The organism is Nonomuraea composti, assembly GCF_012034275.1.
GTDB classification, from domain to species: domain Bacteria; phylum Actinomycetota; class Actinomycetes; order Streptosporangiales; family Streptosporangiaceae; genus Nonomuraea; species Nonomuraea composti.
The window spans coordinates 16,604-37,953 of the sequence record NZ_JAATEP010000083.1 but is presented as its reverse complement, the minus strand read 5'-3'; the positions used below and the strand labels follow the sequence as shown (position 1 = coordinate 37,953).

The window sequence follows — 21,350 nt, the reverse complement described above, 5'->3', positions numbered from 1 at the left end:
CTCGAAGGAGTCCGGCATGGCGGTGTCGCGGTCGCCGGGGATGCGGCGCTCGGCGTCGGCGCAGAAGTCGAGGAAGTCGGTGAAGTAGAGGCCCTCCTCGTAGAGGCGGTTGGTGGCGTACATGAGCTGGCCGAGCGAGCCCTGCGCGGAGCGGATGGCCAGCACGGCGGTGCCGGCCACCGCCAGCGGGATCGCGGAGATCGCGAGCAGGACGCCGAGCGCCACGTAGACCAGGGCCGCGCCGAGACCGCCCAGAGCCTCACCGGCCAGGCGGGCCACGGTCTGGCGGCGGGCGAGGCCGAGCATGACGTCCTGCTCCGCCTTGGCGACCGCGTCGTACATGCGCAGCAGGAAGCCGCGCATCGTGAACGAGCGCACCTCGGCGGCGGGCTCCCGCTCCGCCAGGAGCTGGCCGATGATCCACTTGCGGCGGTTGGCGGGGATGAGCGCGTACATGGTGGCGTACTGCATGCGGGCGCTGCGGACGGCGGCCCAGGCGTCGGGCAGGACGGCCAGGAGGAGGAGCGGCAGCAGGACGGGGTGCAGGACGCCGAGCACGCCCGCCACGGCGGCGATGCCGACGGCGGCGGTGACCACGTCGATGGTGCAGGTGACGACCGAGTCGGCCATGGCGACGCCGCGCAGCCGGGCGCGTTGCAGGGCGTCGTGGAACTCGGGGTCGTCGTAGGCCACCAGGCTCACCTGGCTGGTCAGGCCGTACAGGCGCTCCTCCGTCAGCCGGGAGACCTGCGGGTCGAGGCGGGACTGCGCCCAGCCCGCGCCCGCCTGCACGGCGGTGCGCAGCACGGCCGCGCCGGCGACGAGGGCGAGGCTGGGCAGCGCGGCCACCACCCGGTCGGGGGTGGGGCCCTCGCTGAACAGCGCGCCCAGGACGCCGGTGGTGGCCAGCAGGCCGAACGCGGTGAACACGCCCCCCAGCAGGTTGAGCACGATCGTGGCCAGGGTGTCGCGGGGGCTGGCCCGCCAGGCCATGCGCATGGCCTGGCCGATCAGTGAGGGCAGCGTCCTGGCGACGGTCAGGAAGCCGACGTCCGCCAGCTTGTCGGTGTGGGCGTGCCAGTCGGAGAAGGAGATCTCCCCGAGCTCCAGCGGCTCATCGGCCATGCTGTGAGTGTGCCCACGCGGGCTCACACTTCTCCACCGATTAAGGCTGGGCGCGAAGCGTAGTTGGTGACACACTCACAGTGATGCAGCGATTCGCGGACCCCAGCAACCTCCCGGCGGAGTCCAACACGTTCGTGGGCCGGGAGGCAGACCTCGACGAGCTCGTCCACCTGATGCGCGTCTCGCGCGTCGTGACCCTGTGCGGGGCGGGCGGCATCGGGAAGACCCGGCTGGCCCTGCGGCTCGCCTCCCGGCTGGTCGCCGCGCATCCGGGCGGCGTGTGCGTGAGCGAGCTGGCCGACCTGGAGAAGGGGCGGCTCAGGGAGGAGGTGGCCGCCGCGCTCGGCATCTCGGGCGACCTCGTCGAGACGGTCGGCGACCGGCACGTGCTGCTGCTGCTCGACAACTGCGAGCCGGTCGTCGGCGAGTGCGCCGAGCTCTGCCGCGACCTGCTGCGCGCCTGCCCGAACGTCACCGTGCTGGCCACCAGCCGCGAGCCGCTGCGGGTGCCGGGCGAGACGGTGTGGCGGGTGCCGCCGCTGTCGGTCGACGACCCGGGCGACGGCGGCGAGAGCGAGGCCGTGCGGCTGTTCGTGGCCAGGGCCACCGCCGCGCGACCGGGCTTCGAGCTGACCGGCGAGACCCGGCCGCTGGTGGTGGAGCTGTGCCAGGCGCTCGACGGGCTGCCGCTGGCGATCGAGCTGGCCGCCGCCATGGTGCGGGTGCTGTCGGTGGGGCAGCTCGTCGAGCGGCTGGACGACCGGTTCAGGCTGCTGGCGGGCGGCGCCCGCACGGCTCCGGCCCGGCACCGCACGCTCAGGGCGGCGGTCGACTGGAGCTACCGGCTGCTCACGCCGCAGGAGCGGCTGCTGCTGCGCCGCACCGCCGCCTTCCGCTCCTCCTGGACGCTCGACCTGGCCGAATGGGTCTGCTCGGGGCCGGGGCTCGCGGAGGAGGAGGTGCTGCCCCGGCTGTGCGACCTGGTGGACAAGTCGCTGGTCGTGCTCGACGGCGAGGTGGCGGGGCACGCCCGCTACCGGCTGCTGGAGACCGTCCGCGAGTACGCGCTGGAGCAGCTCGCCGAGTCCGGCGAGGAGGCCGAGCTGCGCCGCCGCCACCTGACCGCGCTCGGCAGGCTCGCGGCCAGGTTCAAGCAGTCGCTGGCCCCCGGCGTGCGCACGTCGTGGCCGGTGGTCGAGCGCTACGTCAACCTCTTCGACGGGCTCAAGGCCGAGGTGCACTCGGCCTGCGACTGGTCGATCGCCATCGGCATGCCCGAGACCGCGCTCACGCTGCTGACCGACATCCGCTTCCTGCTGATCGGCAGCGGGCGCCGGCTCGACTCGACCGACCACCTCGCCCGGCTGCTCGACCTTGACGCCCCGCAGGTGCCGCGCGGCCTGCGCGGGCGGGCCACGATCGTCCGGGGCGAGCTGGCGCTGGCGGCGGGCGACTTCGAGCCGGCCATGCGGCACGTGCGCGCCGGGCTGGAGCTGTGCGCCGCCGCCAACGACCGCTACGGCCAGGCCCTCGGCACGATCGCGCTGGCCCAGCTCACCGGCGAGCACGACGCGATCGAGCGCGCGCTGGAGACGGCCAGGCAGTGCGGCGACCTCGTGCTCGAGTCGCTGGCCCAGGGCACCAGGGCGCGCTACGGCCTGCACCAGGGCCGCCTGCACGAGGCGCAGCGCGCCTACCAGGAGGTGCTGGCGATCAGCGAGGAGCTCGACAACCACTACGGCCAGACGTTCGCCCACATCGGCCTGGCGCAGGTGGCCAGGAGGTCGGGCGACCGCGCCACCGCCCGGCGGCACTACGAGGCCGGGCTGCGCCTGCTGCGCCACGTGGACGCCAGGCAGCAGATCGTCAGCTGCCTGGCCGGGCTGGGCCGGGTGGCGCTCGACGAGGGCGACCTGGCGCAGGCCAGGGCCAGGCTGACCGAGGCATTGCTGCTCAGCCGCGACGCCGGCCTGCGGGCCGGCATCGCCCGCCGGCTGGAGGCGTGGGCCGCGCTGGTCACCGCCGAGGGCGACCACCGGCGCGCGGTCCTGCTGGTGTCGGCCGCGCTGGCGCTCGGCGGCCGGCAGCCCGACGCCCGCACCGAGGACGTCCTGCGGCCGGCCCGCGCGAGCCTCGGCGAGCCCGTCGTCGGCGTCCTGTGGGCGGAGGGCGCGCGGCTCACCGCCGACCAGGCCGTGGCCTGCGCGCTCGAAGGCGACCTGCCGGAGCCGCCGGCCGCGCCCGTCGTGCCGGCCCGCCAGGACAGCATGCTCACCCCCAGGGAACGGGAGATCGCCGGGCTGGTCGCGAGGGGGCTCAGCAACCGGGGGATCGCCGACGAGCTCGTCATCAGCCCGGCCACCGTCGCCAGGCACGTCGCCAACATCCTGGCCAAGCTCGGCTTCTCCACCCGTACACAGATCGCCGCATGGGTGATCGGCAGCCGCTGAGCCGTCTACACATCGCGCGTACATCGTCGAATGGCCATGTCAACGCATGTGCGGGCACCCTCTGCACGCCTACCGTTTCTTTCGTGATCGACCGCACCGCGCGTACCTCGCCCCTCGCGACGGGGGCGCCGCGGCCGATCGGCAGGGGACGTCACGCGTCCGCACGGGGCCGGACCTTCTCGGAGGGGTGGGGGTCCGGCCCCAGGCGCGTGACAGCGGGCTCGAGCCGCGCAGGGCTCGGGCCCGCCCACCCCGCGCCCGCCCCCGTGGCCCGAATGCACAGCCGCCTACATACATCGGTGGATGCTCGGGCCGCACCGGCGGCCGTACGTTGACGGGCATGAGACCCACCGCTTCGACCACCGGCACGGTGATCCACGAAGTGTTCCGCCGGGCCTACGAGCGCGGCGACCGCCCCGCCCTCATCGACCTGCGCGGTGGCCACGTCTACGGCTACCGCAGGCTGGTGACCGAGGTGACCAGGGCGGCCTCCGGGCTGGTGCGCAGGGGCGCCCGGCGTGACCAGGTGGTGGGCGTGCACGTGTCCACGGCGGGCGCGCAGACGCTGGCGGTCCACACGGTGGTGGCCGCCGGCGGGGTGGCGGCGCCGATCGATCCGGGGCTGGGCGCGTACGAGGTGGCGGCGTGGCTGCGGGCGTGCGACGCCCGCGCCCTGATCACCACGCCCGACCTGGCGGAGACGGCGATCCTGGCGGCTGAGGAGTCGCGGGTGCGGCAGGTCGTCTCGCTGGGCCCGGCGCTCGACACGATCGACTTCCGCTGCCTGCTCACGCTGGAGCCCACCGCGTTGCCCGCGATCGACGCCAAGCGGCAGCTCGCCGTGCTGCTCGCCGACGGCACCCGCCTGTCCCACGAGGGCCTGCTGGCCGAGATGGCCGAGCTCGACCTGCCCGTACGCCTGGCGGAGAGCGACGTGGTGCTGACCACGTGGCTGCCCGACGGCGGCTGCCGGCTGCTCGCCCTGGTGGGGCTGGGCGTGTCGAGGGGTGCGCTGGTGGTGGCGGCGGGCGGCGACTTCGACGGCAGCACCCACGACTACGGCGTGACCGTGGTGACCCGTCCCGACGGCACGCTGCGCCGCCTGGGCTGGCCGACGGGCACGCTGCGCGGGCTCCGCTGACCGGGCTCCCCTGACCGTCCCATATATGCGGAGCTGTTACCGCCGATCCCCTTGACGGCGCGCTGCCCGAAGTGGGTTGATAGCCGTTGTTGACAACGTTGTCAAATCACCAACTTCGGGGGATTTCGAAGGGATGGTGTGAAATGCGACGGTGGTTAGCGGCCGTATCGATCACGATGGCGAGCGTGCTCGGCCTGGCGGCCTGCGGAGGCGGTGGCGCCGGACAGGCCAGCCAGGCGCCCGCTGCCAGCGGCGGCGGGAAGAAGCAGGTTGAGGTCTTCTCCTGGTGGACGGGTCCGGGTGAGGCCGACGGCCTGCAAGCGATGAGAAAGATCTTCGAGGAGAAGAACCCGGACTACACCTTCTTCGACGCGGCGGTGGCCGGCGGCTCCGGTGACAAGGCCAAGGCGCTGCTGCAGTCGAAACTCCAGGCCAACACCCCGCCCGACACCTTCCAGGGCCACGCGGGCGCCGAGTTGCAGGGCTACATCAAGGCGGGCAACCTGGAGGACCTCACCCCGCTCTACGACGAGCTCAAGCTCAAGGACGTCTTCCCCGCCCAGCTCGTCGAGCAGATCAGCGTCGACGGCAAGATCTACTCCGTACCGGTGAACATCCACCGCTCGAACGTCCTGTGGTTCAACCCCGGCGTGCTCAAGGAGGCCGGGATCACCGCCGCGCCGAAGACGATCGAGGAGTTCATCGCGGACCTCGGGAAGGTCAAGGCCAAGGGCAAGATCCCGCTGTCCATCGGGTCGGAGTGGACGGTCACCCACCTGCTGGAGAGCGTGCTGCTCGGCACGCTCGGCGCCGACGCCTACAACGCCCTGTTCAAGCCGGGCGCCGACTGGAACGGCCCGCAGGTGACGACGGCGCTGAACAACTTCGCCAAGATCATGGAGTACGCGGGCGACCCGCAGGACGACTGGCAGCCCGCGGCCAAGCAGGTGGCCGACGGTCAGGCCGCGTTCAACATCATGGGCGACTGGGCGTACGGCTACTTCCACAACCCGCCGCAGGGTGGCCTGGGCAAGAAGTCGAAGACCGACTTCGACTGGGCGCCCTCGCCCGGCACCGAGGGCACCTACCTGTGGCTGTCCGACAGCTTCACCCTGCCCAAGGGCGCCAAGAACCGGGACGGGGCGCTGGCCTGGCTGAAGGTCGCGGCCAGCAAGGAGGGCCAGGACGCCTTCAACCCGAAGAAGGGCTCCATCCCCGCCCGCAAGGACGCCGACCAGTCGCTCTACACCGACTACCTGGCCGACGCCCTCAAGGACTGGTCCACCAACAAGCTCGCCGGCTCCATCCAGCACGGCGTGTCGGTGAACCAGCCGTGGCTGGCCGCCATCAACGAGGCGGTCGGGCTCTACATCGGCAGCAAGGACGTCAAGGCCCTGCAGCAGGGGCTGGCGGACGCGGCCACCGCGAACGCCCAATAGACGACGGATACGGGGGACGGCCGCGGCCGTCCCCCGGGAGGGAAACCTTGTGAGGCGGGCACGCACGTGGCTGCCCGGACTGCTCCTCGTCACGCCGTCGATCATCCTGATCGGCGTGTTCGTGTACGGCATGCTCGGCTGGAACTTCCGGGTCGCCATGACCGACCAGCACGACGCGGTGTCCGAGGGGCGGTTCGTGGGGCTGCAGAACTTCGTCGACATCTGGGACCTGCCGCGCTGGCACCTGTCGGTGAACCACGCGATCGTGTTCACCGTCGTGTTCGTGCTGGGCGCGCTGGTGCTCGGGTGGTTGCTGGCGTTCCTCATGGAGAAGGGGATCAGGGGCGAGGGCACGTTCCGGGCGATCTACCTGTTCCCGATGGCCATCTCGTTCGTGGCGACCGGCATCGTGTGGCGGTGGCTGATGAACTCGGGCACGGGGGAGCGGGCGGTCGGCCTGAACCGGCTGTTCGAGTGGTTCGGGCTGCCGCAGTGGCAGTGGTTCAGGGACCAGGACTGGGGGATGGCCGCGATGGCGCTCCCCGCCATCTGGCAGATGTCCGGATATGTCATGGCATTGTTTCTCGCCGGCTTCCGCGGGGTGCCCGAGGAGCTGCGGGAGGCCGCGCGGGTCGACGGCTGCACCGAGTGGGGCGTCTACCGGCACGTCGTGCTGCCGCTGCTGCGGCCGGTCACGCTGTCCGCGCTGATCATCCTCGGGCACATCTCGCTCAAGGTCTTCGACCTCATCGTGGCGGTGTCCGGCAAGCAGATCATCACGGACGTGCCCGCGGTGTTCATGTGGGTGGCCGTGTTCGATTCCAACGATCCCGCCAAGGGGGCCACGATCGCGTCGTACATCGTGCTCAGCGTGGCCATCTTCGTCATCCCGTACCTGATCTGGTCGGTGCGTAAGGAGAAGCGCTCATGACGGCGGTGGCCGGGCGCAGGGCCGCGGTGTTCGGCTGGGTCAGGTTCGGGGTGCTGGCGCTCTTCGTGGTGATCTTCCTGATCCCCATCTACGTCCTGCTCGTCACCAGCTTCAAGCCGCTCACCGAGGCCGACCCCAGCCAGGCGTGGAACCTGCCGCGCGTGTGGACGACCGAGGCGTGGCAGGTCGCGTGGGAGAAGCTCGCGCCCGGCCTGTGGAACAGCGTGCTGCTCGCCGTCCCCGGCTCGCTGCTGTCGTGCGCGCTCGGCTCGATGAACGGGTACGTGCTGTCGAAGTGGCGCTTCCCGGGCGCGGACGTGTTGTTCACGTTGTTCCTGTTCGGGATGTTCATCCCCTACCAGGGGGTGATGATCCCGCTCGTGCAGCTCCTCGTGTCGGTCGACCAGCTCGCCGGGCTCCAGGGCGTCTTCTACGGCGGCATCCCCGGGCTCGTGCTGGCCCACGTCGTCTACGGCATCCCGATCTGCACGCTGATCTTCCGCAACTACTACGTGACGATCCCCGACGAGCTGATCGAGGCGTCACGGGTGGACGGGGCGGGGATGCTGCGGGCGTACTGGTCGGTGGTGCTGCCCGTGTCGGGGCCCGCCATCGCGGTGGTGATCATCTGGCAGTTCACCTCGCTCTGGAACGACTTCCTGTTCGCCGTCTTCCTGACCGGGCCGACGAGCTGGCCCACGACCGTGATGCTGAACAACATCGCCGGAGCGCAGGCCACCCCGTACAGCCAGCAGATGGCGGCGGCCATCCTCGCCTCCGTCCCGACGATGTTGATCTACATCCTGCTGGGCCGGTTCTTCATGCGCGGGCTCATGGCGGGGGCGCTCAAGGGGTAGCTCACGGGTTGGCTACGTGCGCCAGCGGCTCGCCGCGCACGTAGCGGGCCACGTCGGCGGCCACGATCGCCGCCGCCTTCATCGCCGTCTCCTTGCTGGCGCCCGCCAGGTGCGGGGTCATCACCAAGTTCGGCGTCGCGAGCAGCCGGGAGCCCGGCGGGATCGGCTCCTCAGGGAAGACGTCCATCGCGGCGCCGAACAGGTGGCCCGAGTCGAGCGCGTCGCACAGCGCGTCGTAGTCGAGCAGCGCGCCCCTGGCACAGTTCACCAGCACCGAGCCTCTCGGCATGGCGGCGATCTCGGCGGCGCCGATCAGGCCGGCGGTCTCCGGGGTGGCGCGGGCGTGCAGGGAGACGAACAGGGAACGTTCGAGCAGCTCCGGCAGCTCCACCCGGTTCGGGGCGGCCACGTACGGGTCGTGCACGAGGACCTCCGCGCCGAAACCCTCCAGCATCCGGGCCACCCGCCGGCCGATCGCGCCGTAGCCGATCAGTCCGACCGTGTTGCCCTCCAGCTCGGGGCCGACGTTGTCGTACATGTAGTAGTCGCCCCGCCACACGCCGCCCGCCAGGTCGGCGTGCGTCTGCGGGATGCGGCGGGTGGCCGCCAGCAGCATGGCGAGCGTGTGCTCGGCGGTGGCCACCGCGTTGCGGCCCGGCGCGAACGTCACCGCCACCCCCGCCTGGGCCGCCGCCTCCAGGTTGGCGTTCACCGGGCCGCCCCTGCTCACGCAGAACAGCCGCAGGTCCGGCGAGGCGTCCAGGACGCGCTTGGTGAGCGGCGCCATCTGCGTCACGCACACCTCGACGCCGCGCAGCGCCTCGATCAGCTCCTCCTCCACGTCGGAGGCCTCGTCCACCTCGCCCACCCGGCCGAACGGCACCACCGGCCACGGCAGCGTCAGCTCCCTGAAGTCCAGCTCGGCGGGGACCGCGTGCCGGAGGGCGTCGATGAGCAGGCGGTTCTGGACGAAGTGGTCGCCCGCGGCGAGGACACGGATGGTCAACGAACGGCTCCAATCGGGGAGTTGTACTGCAGCATGGCCACCTGCCCGGCGCGCAGGCGCAGCTCGGTCAGGGCGCAGTTGTCCAGGCGCGGGAACAGCCGGCGGTACTCGCCCAGCGGCACGCCGATCAGCCGGCACAGGGCCAGCCTGATGGCGGTCGTGTGCGCCACCACCAGCACCCGGCCCTGGGGGTGCGCGGCCGCGATGTCCTGGAGCGCCGCCACGAAACGGGCGGCGGCCTGGTACGGGTCCTCGCCGCCCGGCAGCGGGTGCGCGGCCGGGTCGGCCTCGAACGCGGCGCGGGCATCGGGGAAGCGGGCCTTCATCTCGGCCGAGGTCAGGCCGTCACCCTGGCCGAAGTCCAGCTCCCGCAACCGCTCATCGACCCGCACAGGGCTGAGAGGGGGATCGGCCTTGGCGGCGGCGGTTTCTGCGGTGATCCGGGCGCGGCTGAGCGGGGAGGCCCAGACCGCTTCCAGGCCCGCGCCGGCCGCCCAGCCGGCCAGCAGCTCGGCCTGGGCGCGGCCGCGCGGGGTCAGCTCGACGTCGGTGAGCCCGGCGTAGCGGTTCTCGGCGTGCCAGACGGTCTCGCCGTGGCGGACGAGCACGAGGTCGGTCATCGGGTGGAGGTCCTCTCGCGGGCGTGGGCGGCGGCGGCCGGGTCGAGCCAGCCGCGCCGTTCGAGCTCGGCGACGAAGCGCAGGTACGGCTCGCGCAGGTCGGCCCCCGACGGCTCGACGACCGCCTTCGTCCTGACCATCGTGCTGGCCGCCGCCGCGGGGTCACCGCCCGCGAGGACGGCCATGCCGAGGGCGGGCTCGGCGTTCTCCCGCAGCGTCACCGGGCGCTCCAGGACGTCGGCCCTGAGCCGGGTCCAGTACGCGCTCCTGGTCGCGCCGCCGGTCAGGATGATCTCGCCGTCCACGGGGGCGCCGAGCAGGTCGAGGTAGTCGAAGCACAGGCGCTCGACGAAGGCGGCCCCGAGCAGGATGGCGGCGTACCGCTCGACGTCGTCGGCGGGCTCGCCGAGGGTGAAGGTCTCGGCGTCGGGGGCGGCGAACGGGAACCGCTCGCCCCGCGACACGAGCGGGTAGGTGACCGCGGGCGCGAGGTCCCGAGCGCCGGGCGAGCGGCTCGCGTCGCCTGCGACCGGGGGACGGCTCGCGTCGCGACCGTAGCGGGTCGCGGCCTCCGCGCTGAGGGCGTCGAGGTCGCGGCCCGGCAGGTCGCGGGTCAGGGCGCCCGCGCCCGTGCTGGAGGCCCCGCCGGGCAGCCACGAGCCGTCCGGGGCGCGGTGGGAGTACACGACGCCGAGCGGGTCGTGGATCAGCTCCTTCGTCACGCCCTTCAGCACGAGCGTGGTGCCCAGCACCGAGTTCCAGCTCCCGGGCCGCAGGGCGCCGGCGCCGAGCTGGGCGGCGCAGCCGTCGGTGGTGCCGGCGATCACCGGCGTGCCGGCGGGCAGGCCGGTCTCCTCGGCCGCCGCCGCGCACACCACGCCGAGCCGGGTGCCCGGCCGCACGACCCCGGGCAGGATCCCGGCGGGGATGTCGAGCGCGTCGAACACGTCGAGCGGCCAGCGCTCCCCGATGAGGTCCACGCCGGTCTTGAGCGCGTTGCCGAGGTCGGTGGCCACCCGGTGGCCGGTCAGCCGCCGGTTGACGAAGTCGTTCTGGTGGGCGAGCCGGACGTCCGGGGAGCGGGTCTCGCGCAGCAGCCACAGCAGCTTGGGCAGCGCCCAGTTGGGCTGCATGCGCCGGTAGCCCAGCCGCTCCCACACGTGCCCGCCCACCTCGTTGGCGAGGGAGGCGTCGGCGCGGCGGTCGTCGTACATGAGGGCGGGCGTCAGCGGGCGGCCGGAGGGGTCGGTGAGCAGGATCGTGCCGGAGGTCGCGGCCACGGCGACGCCCTCGACGGGCACGCCGGCGGCGCTCACGGCCTCGCGGGTGGCGGCGGCCAGCTCGCGCCACCACTGCTCGGGGTCCTGCTCGTGCCGGGGCCCGTCGCGGTGGCTGGTCAGGGGGCGGCTGCCGGTGCCGAGCACCCGGCCGTCCCCGGCGACGGCCATCGCGCGCACGCTCTGCGTCCCGAGGTCGATGCCGATCCACGCGCTCATGAACGGCTCCGCAGCTCGCCCAGCAGCGGCCACGTGCGGGCGTTGTCGTCGCGCAACGTCAGGAAGTCCGCGAAGAGCCGGTCGTAGAGGAGGCGGCGGCCGGGGTCGGGCTCGACGGCGTCGCGCAGCCGTACGTGACCGGCCGCGGCGGCGGCGACGGACGGCTCGGCGCCCGTGGCGGCCAGCCCCACCAGGTACGCCCCCCGCGCCCCCACCTCGGCGTCGGCCGGGCGGCGCACGGGCAGCCCGGTGACGTCGGCGATCAGCCCGAGCCAGGTGGCGCTGGCGGAGCCGCCGCCGGAGACGCGCAGCTCGGTCGGCGCGGCCCCGGTGGCGGCCAGGCAGTCGCGGATGACCATCGTGAGCCCTTCGAGCACGGCCCTGGCGACGTCCGCGCGGCCGTGCTCGAACGACAGGCCGAGCAGCGACCCCCGGGCCAGCGGGTCGGAGAAGGGCGCCCGCTCGCCGGCGGGCGACAGGTACGGCAGGAACGCCAGCCCGCCGGCACCCGGCCGGCTCTCCATGGCCAGCTCGCCCAGCTCGCCGGGCTGCGACAGCCCGAGCAGCCGGCACGTCCACTGCACGACTTCCGTCCCGGCGAAGGTGGGGAAGGCCCGCAGGTAGCCGCCGGGCAGCGCGATGTTGATGCCGGTCGGCTCGCCGTCCAGGCGGGGGGCCTCCACGATGACCTCGGTGCAGAGCGTGGTGCCGAGGATGGCGCACGCCTGCCCCGGCTCGACGGCTCCGGCGCCGAGCGCGGTCGAGGCGATGTCGTACGGGGCCATCACGACGGGTGTGCCGGCGGGCAGCCCGAGCGCGGCGGCGGCCCCGGCGCTCAGCCCGGCGACGGGGCAGGGGCGCACCTGGGGGAGCAGCCGCTCGGCCCAGCCCAGCCCGAACAGGGACAGCAGTTCGGGCGAGTACGCCCGCGCCCGCAGGTCCATGAACGGCGCGGAGGCGTCGGACTCGTCGGCGACCAGCTCCCCGGTCATCCGGGAGAAGATCCACCCGCCACAGGTGAGCATGGTGCTCGACCGGGCCAGCCGCCCGGGGGCGTGCTCGCCCAGCCAGGCGAGGACGGCGTGCGGCAGCCCGGACGCGGCGGATGAGCCGTTGACGCGGAACGCCTCGGCGGCCAGCCCGTCGCGGGTCCACCGGTCGACGACGGCGGCGGCCCTGGCGTCGTTCCAGAGGATGGCGGGGCCGGTCGGCTCGCCGTCGGCGTCCACCAGCCAGCAGCCGTCGCCCTGGGCGGTGACGGCCACGAAGTCGGCCCCGCCGACCTGGGCGGCGACCTCGCGCACGGTGGCGGCGACCGCGTCCCAGACGGCGTGCATGTCCTGCTCGGCGTGGCCGGGCGCGGGCCTGGTGACGACGGTCTCGCGCCGGGCCACGGCCGCTTCGGCGCCGGCGGCGTCGTAGCCGACGGCCTTGATGACCGTGGTGCCCGCGTCCACGCAGATGATCGCCATCAGGCCCTGCCGTGGGAGGTCCTCGACCGGCGCGAGACGGAGTCGACGATGACGGCGAGCAGCAGCACCGCCCCCGTGACCACGAACCGGATCGAGGAGTCGAGGTTGAGCAGGGTCAGCCCGCTGGAGATGGACTGGATGACGATGATGCCGAGCAGCGCGCCGAACGCGGTGCCGCGCCCGCCGAACAGGCTGGTGCCGCCGATCACGGCCGCGGCGATGGCGTTGAGGTTGACGTCGCCCGCGCCGCTGCTCTGGTTGGCCGCCGCGAGCCGGGCCGCGGCCAGGATGCCGCCGACGGCGGCGAACGTCGAGCAGAGCACGAAGACCGAGGTGTAGATCGCCCGGACGTTGATGCCCGCCCGGCGCGCGGCCTCCACGTTGCCGCCCACGGCGTAGACGGCGCGGCCCCACTTCGTCCGCGACAGCAGGTAGTGCATGATCAGCACCAGCACCACGAAGAAGACGAACATCCAGCCCACGCCGCGCGTCTGCCCGAGGTACCAGACCACGAACGCCAGCACCACCAGCAGCGCCACGCTCCTGACGGCCAGCGCGGAGACGCTCCTGGCCGACAGGCCGGCCTTGCGCCGCGCCTGCGCGTGCAGGTAGCCGCTGGCGAACAGCCAGACGGCGGCGATCACCGCGAACGTGTACGACAGCCAGGCCGGGACGAAGTCGAGCTGGGCGAAGTTCACCAGGCCCGAGTCGAACGGCAGGTTGATCGAGCCCTTGGTGCCCAGCACGTAGAGCTGGAGCCCGAGGAAGGCCAGCAGCCCGGCCAGCGTGATCACGAAGCTGGGCACGCCGAACCGGTTGAACAGCTGCCCGTAGATCCAGCCGATGACCGCGCCCATGAGCACCGACGCGGCGATGGCCAGCCACACCGGCAGCCCCTGGCCGACGAACAGCACCGCCAGCACCGCCCCCGACAGGCCGCTGACCGACCCGACGGACAGGTCGATCTGGCCGACCAGCAGCACGCAGACGATGCCGAGCGCGATGACGCCGACGGCGGCGGACTCCAGGGTGAGGTTCACCAGGTTCGCGCTGGACAGGAAGATCGGGTTGAGGATCTGGAACACCGACCAGATGACGATGAGGCCCACCACGACCGGGATGACGCCGAGGTCGCCGCCGCGGGCGCGGTCGAGCACGTCGGTCAGCGCGCCGCGCAGCCCTTCCCGGCTCTGGAGCCGCTCGTCCTGGCGGTCGGTCGCCATTGTCGTCACGACTGTCCCCTTCGAGCTCTGCGCGACACCACGTTGTCGGTGGCGCCGGTGATGGCGGCGACGATGTCCTCGGTGGAGACGCTGTCCACGTCGAAGACGCCGTTGTTGCGGCCGAGCCGCAGCACCGCGACGGTGTCGGCGACGGCCTTCACGTCCGCCATGTTGTGGCTGATCATGATGACGCCCAGGCCGTTCTCGCGTAGCCGCTCGACGAGGTTGAGCACCTCGGCGGTCTGGGCGACGCCGAGCGCGGCGGTGGGCTCGTCCAGGATGATGATCTTGGGGTCGCCGAGCAGCGAGCGGGCGATGGCCACCGTCTGGCGCTGGCCGCCCGACAGGGCCGCCACCGGCACCCGCACGCTCGGGATCTTGGCGGAGAGCTGGCGCAGCAGCTCCCACGAGCGGGTCTCCATCGCCACGTCGTTCAGCCGCAGCGGGCGGATCTCCTGGCCGAGGAACAGGTTCTGGATGACGTTGAGGTTCTCGCACAGCGCCAGGTCCTGGAAGACCGTGGCGATGCCCAGCTTGTGGGCGGCGGCCGGGGTGGGGATCTCCACCTCGCGGCCCTCGAACGTGATCGTGCCGCCGTCCGGGGGATGCACCCCCGACAGGATCTTGACCAGCGTCGACTTGCCCGCGCCGTTGTCGCCCACGACGGCGACGACCTGGCCGGCGTCCACGTCGAGGTCGATGTCGGTGAGCGCGGCCACGGCGCCGAACGTCTTGCCGATCCCGCGCAGGGAAAGGACGCTCATCACTGGATCCCGAGCTCGGCGCAGCCCTTGGCGTACTCGCCGGTGCAGACGTCGGCGGCCTTCATGATCCCGCTGTCGAACAGCACTTCCTTGATGTTCTCCTTGGTCACGACCGTGGGGACGAACAGCTCGGACGGCGTGTTGTACAGCTGCGTCTTGCCCGCCGGCTTCTTGCCCTGCATGAACTCGTAGGCCACGTTCGCCGACGCCTCGGCGACGATCTTGATGGGCTTGGAGATCGTGTTGTACTGGTCGCCCGCGATGATCCGCTGGGCGGCGGCCACCTCGGCGTCGTTGCCGGTCACCGGCGGCACCTTGACGCCCGCGGCCTTGAACGCGGCGATCGCGCCGCCGCCGGTGCCGTCGTTGGCCGCGACCACGCCGACGATCTGGTCCTTGAACTGGGTGATCTGGCCGCTGACCCACGTCTGCGCCTTCTCCGGCTGCCAGTCGGGGGTGTCGTACTCGGCCAGCAGCTTGAACCCGCTCGGGTCCACCGCGCTGTGGATGCCCTTCTTGATCAGCCCGGCCGCAGCGTCCGTGGGCGAGCCGTTGACCTGGAGGATCCCGCCTTCGGCCTTCTCGGCCTTGAGGTGGTCCACCAGCGACTGGGCGATCATCGAGCCGATCTTCTCGTTGTCGAACGAGATGTAGTAGTCGGCCGGCGTGGCCGGGATCGGCCGGTCGTAGGCGATCACCGGCACCTGCTGCGCCTGCGCGGACTTGACGATCGTGGCCGCGGCGGCCGAGTCGACCGGGTCGATCACGATGGCCTTGACGCCCTGGGCGAGCGCCGAGTTGGCCTGTTGCTGCTGCTTGGCGGCGTCGGAGTCGGCGTTCTGGTAGATGACCTCGCAGCTCGGGCAGAGCTGCTTCATCCTGGCCTCGAACAGCGGCTTGTCCTGCAGCTCGTACCGCGTCGAGGCGAGGTCCGGCATGAGGAAGGCGACCTTGGCGTTCTGCACGTCGCCGCCCCCGCCGCCACCACTGGCACCGCCGGTGCCCCCGCCTGCGCCGGAGTCCGAGCCGCAGGCGGCCAGCAGCGAGCCTGCGAGCACTGCCACTGCGGCGAACGCGGAGGTCCGCATCTGAGCTCTGTTCACGGGTTGTTTCCTCACTTACGCCGGGTCTTACGCACCTGCCCCCGACACAGGGAACGCCATCACATGAGCGCACACCCTGTGGTGCGGCTCACGTTAGCGCGCGTTCAGAAACTTTGTCCAGCAAAAGTGTTCAGAGCTGATGGGCGGCTGCCAGCAGGCCCTCCGCCGTCGGGGTGTCCGTGACGAGCTGGTTGAAGTAGCCGCCCTTCGCGCCGGCCACGATCGAGAGCACCTTCTCCGCGCCGACCGCCACGGCGATCGTGTGCGGGATGCGGCGCAGCTCCTCGGGCTTGGCCGCCACCAGGCGCTCGCTGCCCGGGTACGTGACCGGGGCGCCGTCGCGGTCGTAGATCCGCATGCACACGTCGCCCACCGCCTGGCGCAGCCCCTCGGCGTCCCTCGGCATCAGCGACGGGACCATCTGCCTGGTCAGCGGGGGTGAGCCGACGCCCACCACGGCGCACTTGGCATGCGCCCACAGGTCCATCACCCGGCGCACGGACGGCTCGTGCTGCAACGAGTAGAACAGCTCGGGGCCCGGCAGCGCGGGCGCGTAGAGGTAGGCGGGCACGCCGCCGATGCGCTCGGCCAGGATGCGGGTGGTCTCGTTCGTCTGGAACCAGGGCTGGGGCTCCTCCTGGCCGCCCACCGCCGGGGCGATCGTGACGCCCGGATAGTGGCCGAGGCCCTCGCGGGCGCACTCGTACACGGTGGTGCCGGACGAGACCAGCACCACGTCACCCGCCTCCAGCCCCACCGTGGCCAGCGCGCGCGCCACCCCCGGCGCCAGCCAGGGGCCCAGCGCCGGGCCGCTGACCTTGGGCACCAGATGGACGCGGTCGAGCCCGAGCGCCTGCGCCACCTCGGCGGCCAGCGGGCCGTCGCCGAGCGCGGCCGGGCGGTGCACCTTGATCTCCACGATGCCCTGCTTGCGGGCCTCGGTCAGCAGCCGGCTCACGGTCGCCCTGCTGACGCCCAGGCGCTTGGCGATGTCGCCCTGGGTGGCGTCCTCCAGGTAGTACTGCTGGGCCGCCGCGTACATCAGCTCGTGGGGGAACCTGGCCTGAGCCTCGGGTGCGACGTCGGCGGCATTCATTCGCGCGCTCCTGGTTGCGGTGCGTGAACATTTTTGCAGAACTGATGCGCAACAACTATAGCTTCGTGCCTTCCGGAGCACAGGCTAGCCGCTGATCAAGGCGTCGCCGAGGGGCGTGCGGGCGTAGAGCACGCTGCGGCCCGTGCGCGTGCCCGCGATCAGCCCCGTCCTGCGCAGCGCCGCGACGTGCCCGCCCGTGGTGCCCACGCTCTGCCCGAGCAGGGCGGCGAGCTGGGTGGTGGTCGCCGGCTCGGCCAGCTCGGCCAGGATCCGCGCCCGGCTGCGCCCGATCAGCGCCGCCAGGTGCCGGTCAGGGGCGTGCGCGGGCGCACCCGTCCCGCGCGCCGGATAGATCATCGCGTACGGCCACGCGTCCTCCAGGTACGCCCCGATGCGCTGCAGGAACGACGAAGGCAGGAACAGCAGCCCCCTGCCGTCCAGCCGGACCACCCGGCCGGGAGCCGACAGCTTCAACTCGATCCGGCCGCCCCTCCAGCGCACCTGCGGGCTGAGGTCCTCCAGCGCCGTCCCCCAGCCGTACGCCGCCAGCCGCCCGGCCCGGTGCACCACGTCGCGCTGCAACGCCGCCCGCAGCCGCGGCCAGTCATGGGAGAGGATCCGGCGCCACAACGCCTCGTACGCCCGCGCGAACCGCTCCACCACCGCCGGCCCCAGCAGCAGCTCCTCGACCCAGGGGGACACGGGCGGGCGCCTGGCCAGGACCCGCCGGATCTCCGCGTGCGCCTGCGCCGGCGGCGTGGCCCGCATGGCGGCCAGCTCCGCCTCGAACGGCACGTCCACGGCCGTCGGCGGGGGCGCGATGAAGGAGACGTTCGCGTCGCCCGCGTTGCCGCTGATCGCCGCGGCGGCGCGCAGGGCCGGATGCTCGTCCGCCAGCCGCTCGTACGCCGCCCGCCGCCGCGCGGCCCACTCCGCGTGCACGCCCGCCGGGAAGCGGCCCGCCAGCACCCAGTGCGCGTGCATCGTCTCGACGAGGGGCGAGATCGCGAACCTGCTCGCCATCAAGTCCTGCGGGACGACCTCGATCGCCACCACCATCTTTCGGTTATATCCGAAGAAGTCGCCTCGGTGGGGTGGTCCCGCGCACGATCGGGGCCGTGAGAGGCGCGACGTACGGCGAGGTGTTCGCCGTCAAGGAGTTCCGGGTCCTGTTCGCCGGGTTCGTGCTGCTGATCGGCGGCGACGTGATCAAGATGCTGGCGCTGTCCGTGCTCGTCTACGCGCGCACCGGCTCCGCCGGGCTCTCGGCCGCCGCGTACATGGCCGGATGGCTGCCGTACATCGTGGGCGGGCTCTTCCTGCTGTCACTGGCTGATCGGGTGCCCGCCAGGGCGCTCATGGTGGCGGGCGAGCTCGTCGTGGCCGGGACCTGCCTGCTGCTCGCCTACGCCGGGCTGCCCGTGTGGGGGATGCTGGCGCTCGTGCTGGCCACGGGGGTGCTCTCGCCGGTGTTCCTCGCGGCGCGGTCGGCCGTGCTGCCCGAGGTGCTGGGCGGGGACGCGTACGTGCTGGGGCGCTCGGTGCTCGGCGTGGCCTCGGCCGGGGCGCAGATCGTCGGGCTGGCGGCCGGGGGCGGCTTCCTCGCGGTGGCGGGGCCGTCCGGGGCGCTGGGGATCACCGCCGTGTCGTCCCTGGTGGGGGCGGTGGTGCTGCGCTTCGGGCTGCCGTACCGGCCGGCGCGCGGGGTTGCCGACCGCGAGGGTGCCGGGCGGGGGGCGGTGCGGGAGACGTTGCGGGTGAACCGGCGGCTGCTCGCCGACCGGCGGGTGCGGGGGCTGCTGCTGGCCGGGTGGTTGCCGTGCGCGTGCCTGGCGGGGGCCGAGGCGATGGTGGTGCCGTACCTGGGCGGGCAGGGGCAGGCGGGGGTGGTGCTCGCGGCGGCGGCGGGCGGCATGGCGGCCGGGCAGTTCGCCGTGGGGCGGTTCGTGGCGCCGGCCGGGCGGGAACGGCTGTCGCTGCCGCTGGCCGTGCTGCTCGGGGTGCCCTGGCTGGGGTACGCGGCCGCGCCCGGCCTCGGCTGGGCGGCCGCGCTCGCGGCGCTCGGGGCGGCCGGGCTGGCCTACCAGCTCGGGTTGCAGCGGCGGTTCGTGGACGCGGTGCCGGAGGAGGTGCGGGGGCAGGCGTTCGGGCTGCAGTCGGCGGGGCTGATGACCGGGCAGGCGGTGGGGGCGGCGCTGGTCGGGGCGCTGGGCGAGATGGTCGCACCGGGGCAGGCCATCGCGCTGGCGGGCGCGGCCGGGATCGTGGCCGCGCTCGCCCTGGCCCGCGTCCTCCGCGCGGACCGGCAGCACAAAGCCCTCGCCTAGCCTCCGGCTCCCCGCCCAGCCCGCAGGTCCCCGCCCAGCCCGCAGGTCCCCGCCCAGTCCGCGGGTCCTCGCTCAGTCCGGGGGAGGGAGTTCGCCGGAGCCGCGGGGGATGAGGCGGACCGGGAGCTCGATGTGCTCGGACGGGCCGCCGTCGCCGCGCAGGCGGCGGAAGAGCAGCTCGGCGGCGACGCGCCCCATCCACGACGGGTCCTGCGCGACCACGCTCACCCCGGGCGTGAGCAGGTCGGCGAGCTCGAAGTCGTCGAAGCCGACCAGCGCCACCCGCCGCCCCTCCAGGGCGCGCAGGGTGGTGACCGTGTGCCGGCCGTTGCCGGTGAACAGCGCCGTCGGCGGATCGTCCAGGGCGAACATGCGCGCCAGGTCCTCGCGGGCGGACGCGGGCGCCGGCGCGCGCATCGACACCAGCCGTTCGTCGTACAGCCCGCCCAGCTCCTCGCGGTAGCCGCGCAGCCGCTGGGCGGCGGTGAAGATGGCGGGGTCGTCGCCGAGGAAGGCGATGCGCCGGTGGCCGTGCGTCAGGAGGTGGCGGACGGCCTGCCGGGCGCCGCCCACGTTGTCGGCGAGCACGGTGTCCACGTCGGTGCCCGCGCCGGGCGGCCGGTCGGCGAACACGACCGGCGTGCCGTTCTCCAGCTCTGGCCGCAGGTACGTGTGGTCGTCGCCGGCCGGCACCATGATCAGCCCGTCGACGCGGCGCGCGAAGAACGTCTCGACCAGCTCCCGCTCCCTGCCGGGCTCCTCCCCGGACGAGCCGCTGAGCAGCAGGCAGCCGTGGTCGATGACGACGTCCTCGACGGCCCGGCTGAGCCCGGCGTAGAACGGGTCGGCCACGTCCTCGATGACCAGCCCGATGGTGGCGGTCCGGCCCCTGCGCAGCACGCGGGCGCTCTCGTTGCGGCTGTAGCCCAGCCGGTCGATGGCCGCGCGCACCCGCTCGGCGGTGGCGGGGTGCACGCCGGGCTCGCCGTTCACGACGCGCGAGACGGTCTTGAGCGCGACGCCCGCCGCCGAGGCGACGTCCTTCATGGTCGGTCTCACGCCTGGATCATTTCTCATGCGGAGGGGGCAGACAACGTTGTCAAGAGCTTATGCAAGAGTGGTCCTCTATGTCGTTGAGATCCGCCTTGCTCGTGGCCGGGTTCGCCCTGGCCGCGCTCAACCTCCGCCCGGCGATCGCGGGCATCTCTCCCCTCCTCGACGAGATCATGAACGACGTCGGCCTCTCGCCCGCGGGCGGCGGCGCGATCACCACGGTCATGGTGGTCTGCCTGGGCGTGTTCGGGCCGGTCACACCGCTGCTGGCACGGCGCATCGGGCTCGACCGCACGCTGCTGGCGGGGCTGCTGGTCATCGCCGCGGGCGTCGCGCTGCGCGGCCTCGACGGCGCGCCCGTCCTGTACGCCGGCTCGGCGCTGGCCGCCACCGCCATCGCCGTCATGAACGTCTCCATGCCCGGCGTCGTCAAGCAGCACTTCCCCACCCGGGTCAACCTCCTGACCGGCGTCTACGTCTCCTGCGTGGTGGCCGGCGCCGCCGCCGCGTCCGCGCTGGTGGTGCCGATCGAGCACGTCACCGGCTACGACTGGCGCGCCGTCTCGGCCCTGCTGGCCGTGCCCGCCCTCCTGGGGGCGCTGCTGTGGCTGCCGCAGGCGCTGCGCAAGCAGGAGGGCGGCCAGAACGGCCCCCGGCCGTTCGGCATGGTGCTGCGCAGCCGCGTCACCTGGTACATCACGGCCCTCATGGGCCTGCAGTCGCTGACCTTCTACGTCATGCTGGCCTGGCTGCCGACGATCTTCCTGGAGGCGGGCCTGGCCGCCGACCAGGCCGGCTACCTGCTCAGCCTGACGAACGCGGTGCAGGTCGGCACGTCGCTGGCCGTCCCCGTCCTGGCCGGCCGGCGCGCCTCGCAGGTCCCGTACGTGGTCGGCGCCGGCGTGCTGACCGTGCTCGGGTACCTCGGCATCCTGCTGGCCCCGACGACGCTGCCGTGGGTGTGGATGATCGTCCTCGGCATCGGGCAGGGGGCCTCGTTCGCGCTGGCGTTGCTGATCATCGCGCTCCGCCCGTCCGATCCGGCCCAGGTGACGGCGCTGTCGGCGGTGGCGCAGTCCGTCGGGTACGTGATCGCGGCGCTCGGCCCGCTGCTGTTCGGGTTCCTGCGGCAAATCTCCGGCGGCTGGACGGTGCCGCTCGTGGCCGGGCTGGGGGTGCTGGCGGCGCAGATCCTGGCCGGTTGGTTCGCCGGGCGCCCTGCTACGTTGGGCAGAGCCGACCTCTAG

At 73.0% G+C, this 21,350-nt stretch carries 18 protein-coding genes; 7 read left to right on the top strand and 11 right to left on the bottom strand.

Features of this window, described 5'->3' with window-relative positions; all coding sequences use genetic code 11:
- Positions 1-1,125: ABC transporter ATP-binding protein (locus HCN51_RS53725; RefSeq protein WP_487353038.1), on the bottom strand; the 1,125-nt coding region annotated here is incomplete at its 3' end.
- 83 nt (positions 1,126-1,208) lie between these two features.
- Here HCN51_RS53725 and HCN51_RS53720 point away from each other — a divergent pair.
- The 5 genes from HCN51_RS53720 to HCN51_RS53700 all read left to right on the top strand — a co-directional run bounded on the left by HCN51_RS53720 (position 1,209) and on the right by HCN51_RS53700 (position 7,943).
- The gene (locus HCN51_RS53720) at positions 1,209-3,575 is read left to right on the top strand and encodes an ATP-binding protein (RefSeq protein WP_168021529.1); all 2,367 of its coding nucleotides are present in this window, start codon (positions 1,209-1,211) and stop codon (positions 3,573-3,575) included.
- 340 nt (positions 3,576-3,915) lie between these two features.
- Entirely contained in the window at positions 3,916-4,716 is an 801-nt protein-coding gene (locus HCN51_RS53715) for an AMP-binding protein (RefSeq protein ID WP_168021528.1), read from the top strand.
- 143 nt (positions 4,717-4,859) lie between these two features.
- Complete coding sequence (locus HCN51_RS53710; RefSeq protein ID WP_206068996.1) at positions 4,860-6,155, top strand: ABC transporter substrate-binding protein; 1,296 nt, start codon at positions 4,860-4,862, stop codon at positions 6,153-6,155.
- Positions 6,156-6,204: 49 nt separating this feature from the next.
- The gene (locus HCN51_RS53705) at positions 6,205-7,086 is read left to right on the top strand and encodes a carbohydrate ABC transporter permease (protein WP_080045585.1); all 882 of its coding nucleotides are present in this window, start codon (positions 6,205-6,207) and stop codon (positions 7,084-7,086) included.
- Complete coding sequence (locus HCN51_RS53700; protein WP_168021527.1) at positions 7,083-7,943, top strand: carbohydrate ABC transporter permease; 861 nt, start codon at positions 7,083-7,085, stop codon at positions 7,941-7,943. Before HCN51_RS53705 ends, HCN51_RS53700 begins: the two co-directional genes overlap by 4 nt.
- A 1-nt stretch (position 7,944) precedes the next feature.
- Here the strand turns inward: HCN51_RS53700 and HCN51_RS53695 are convergent, their stop codons facing one another.
- From HCN51_RS53695 to HCN51_RS53655, 9 genes are all read right to left on the bottom strand, one after another.
- Positions 7,945-8,949 (bottom strand): 2-hydroxyacid dehydrogenase, encoded by a 1,005-nt coding sequence (locus HCN51_RS53695; RefSeq protein ID WP_168021526.1) that lies wholly within the window; start codon positions 8,947-8,949, stop codon positions 7,945-7,947.
- The gene (locus HCN51_RS53690; protein WP_168021525.1) at positions 8,946-9,569 is read right to left on the bottom strand and encodes a histidine phosphatase family protein; all 624 of its coding nucleotides are present in this window, start codon (positions 9,567-9,569) and stop codon (positions 8,946-8,948) included. Before HCN51_RS53690 ends, HCN51_RS53695 begins: the two co-directional genes overlap by 4 nt.
- On the bottom strand, positions 9,566-11,065 hold the full coding sequence (locus HCN51_RS53685) for an FGGY-family carbohydrate kinase (RefSeq protein ID WP_168021524.1): 1,500 nt from the start codon (positions 11,063-11,065) through the stop codon (positions 9,566-9,568). Before HCN51_RS53685 ends, HCN51_RS53690 begins: the two co-directional genes overlap by 4 nt.
- The gene (locus HCN51_RS53680; protein ID WP_168021523.1) at positions 11,062-12,537 is read right to left on the bottom strand and encodes an FGGY-family carbohydrate kinase; all 1,476 of its coding nucleotides are present in this window, start codon (positions 12,535-12,537) and stop codon (positions 11,062-11,064) included. The genes HCN51_RS53685 and HCN51_RS53680 overlap by 4 nt, the downstream gene beginning before the upstream one ends.
- Positions 12,537-13,760 (bottom strand): sugar ABC transporter permease, encoded by a 1,224-nt coding sequence (locus HCN51_RS53675; protein WP_168021534.1) that lies wholly within the window; start codon positions 13,758-13,760, stop codon positions 12,537-12,539. The genes HCN51_RS53680 and HCN51_RS53675 overlap by 1 nt, the downstream gene beginning before the upstream one ends.
- 5 nt (positions 13,761-13,765) lie before the next feature.
- Positions 13,766-14,524 (bottom strand): ATP-binding cassette domain-containing protein, encoded by a 759-nt coding sequence (locus tag HCN51_RS53670; protein ID WP_080045592.1) that lies wholly within the window; start codon positions 14,522-14,524, stop codon positions 13,766-13,768.
- Positions 14,524-15,627 carry a substrate-binding domain-containing protein gene (locus HCN51_RS53665; protein WP_206068994.1) on the bottom strand — a complete coding sequence of 368 codons (1,104 nt, stop codon included), beginning with the start codon at positions 15,625-15,627 and terminating at the stop codon, positions 14,524-14,526. Before HCN51_RS53665 ends, HCN51_RS53670 begins: the two co-directional genes overlap by 1 nt.
- Before the next feature lie 130 nt (positions 15,628-15,757).
- Positions 15,758-16,723: a sugar-binding transcriptional regulator gene (locus tag HCN51_RS53660; RefSeq protein WP_080045594.1), complete on the bottom strand. Its 966-nt coding sequence runs from the start codon at positions 16,721-16,723 to the stop codon at positions 15,758-15,760.
- An 84-nt stretch (positions 16,724-16,807) separates the two neighbouring features.
- The gene (locus HCN51_RS53655; RefSeq protein ID WP_206068993.1) at positions 16,808-17,782 is read right to left on the bottom strand and encodes an ArsR/SmtB family transcription factor; all 975 of its coding nucleotides are present in this window, start codon (positions 17,780-17,782) and stop codon (positions 16,808-16,810) included.
- A 59-nt stretch (positions 17,783-17,841) separates the two neighbouring features.
- Between HCN51_RS53655 and HCN51_RS53650 the strand changes: the two genes are divergently transcribed.
- The gene (locus HCN51_RS53650; protein WP_346434148.1) at positions 17,842-19,050 is read left to right on the top strand and encodes an MFS transporter; all 1,209 of its coding nucleotides are present in this window, start codon (positions 17,842-17,844) and stop codon (positions 19,048-19,050) included.
- A gap of 72 nt (positions 19,051-19,122) precedes the next feature.
- Here HCN51_RS53650 and HCN51_RS53645 read toward each other — a convergent pair whose 3' ends face one another.
- Entirely contained in the window at positions 19,123-20,109 is a 987-nt protein-coding gene (locus HCN51_RS53645) for a LacI family DNA-binding transcriptional regulator (protein ID WP_428981585.1), read from the bottom strand.
- 68 nt (positions 20,110-20,177) lie between these two features.
- Between HCN51_RS53645 and HCN51_RS53640 the strand changes: the two genes are divergently transcribed.
- A complete protein-coding gene (locus HCN51_RS53640; protein WP_168021521.1) occupies positions 20,178-21,350 on the top strand; it encodes a CynX/NimT family MFS transporter in 1,173 nt (390 codons plus the stop codon).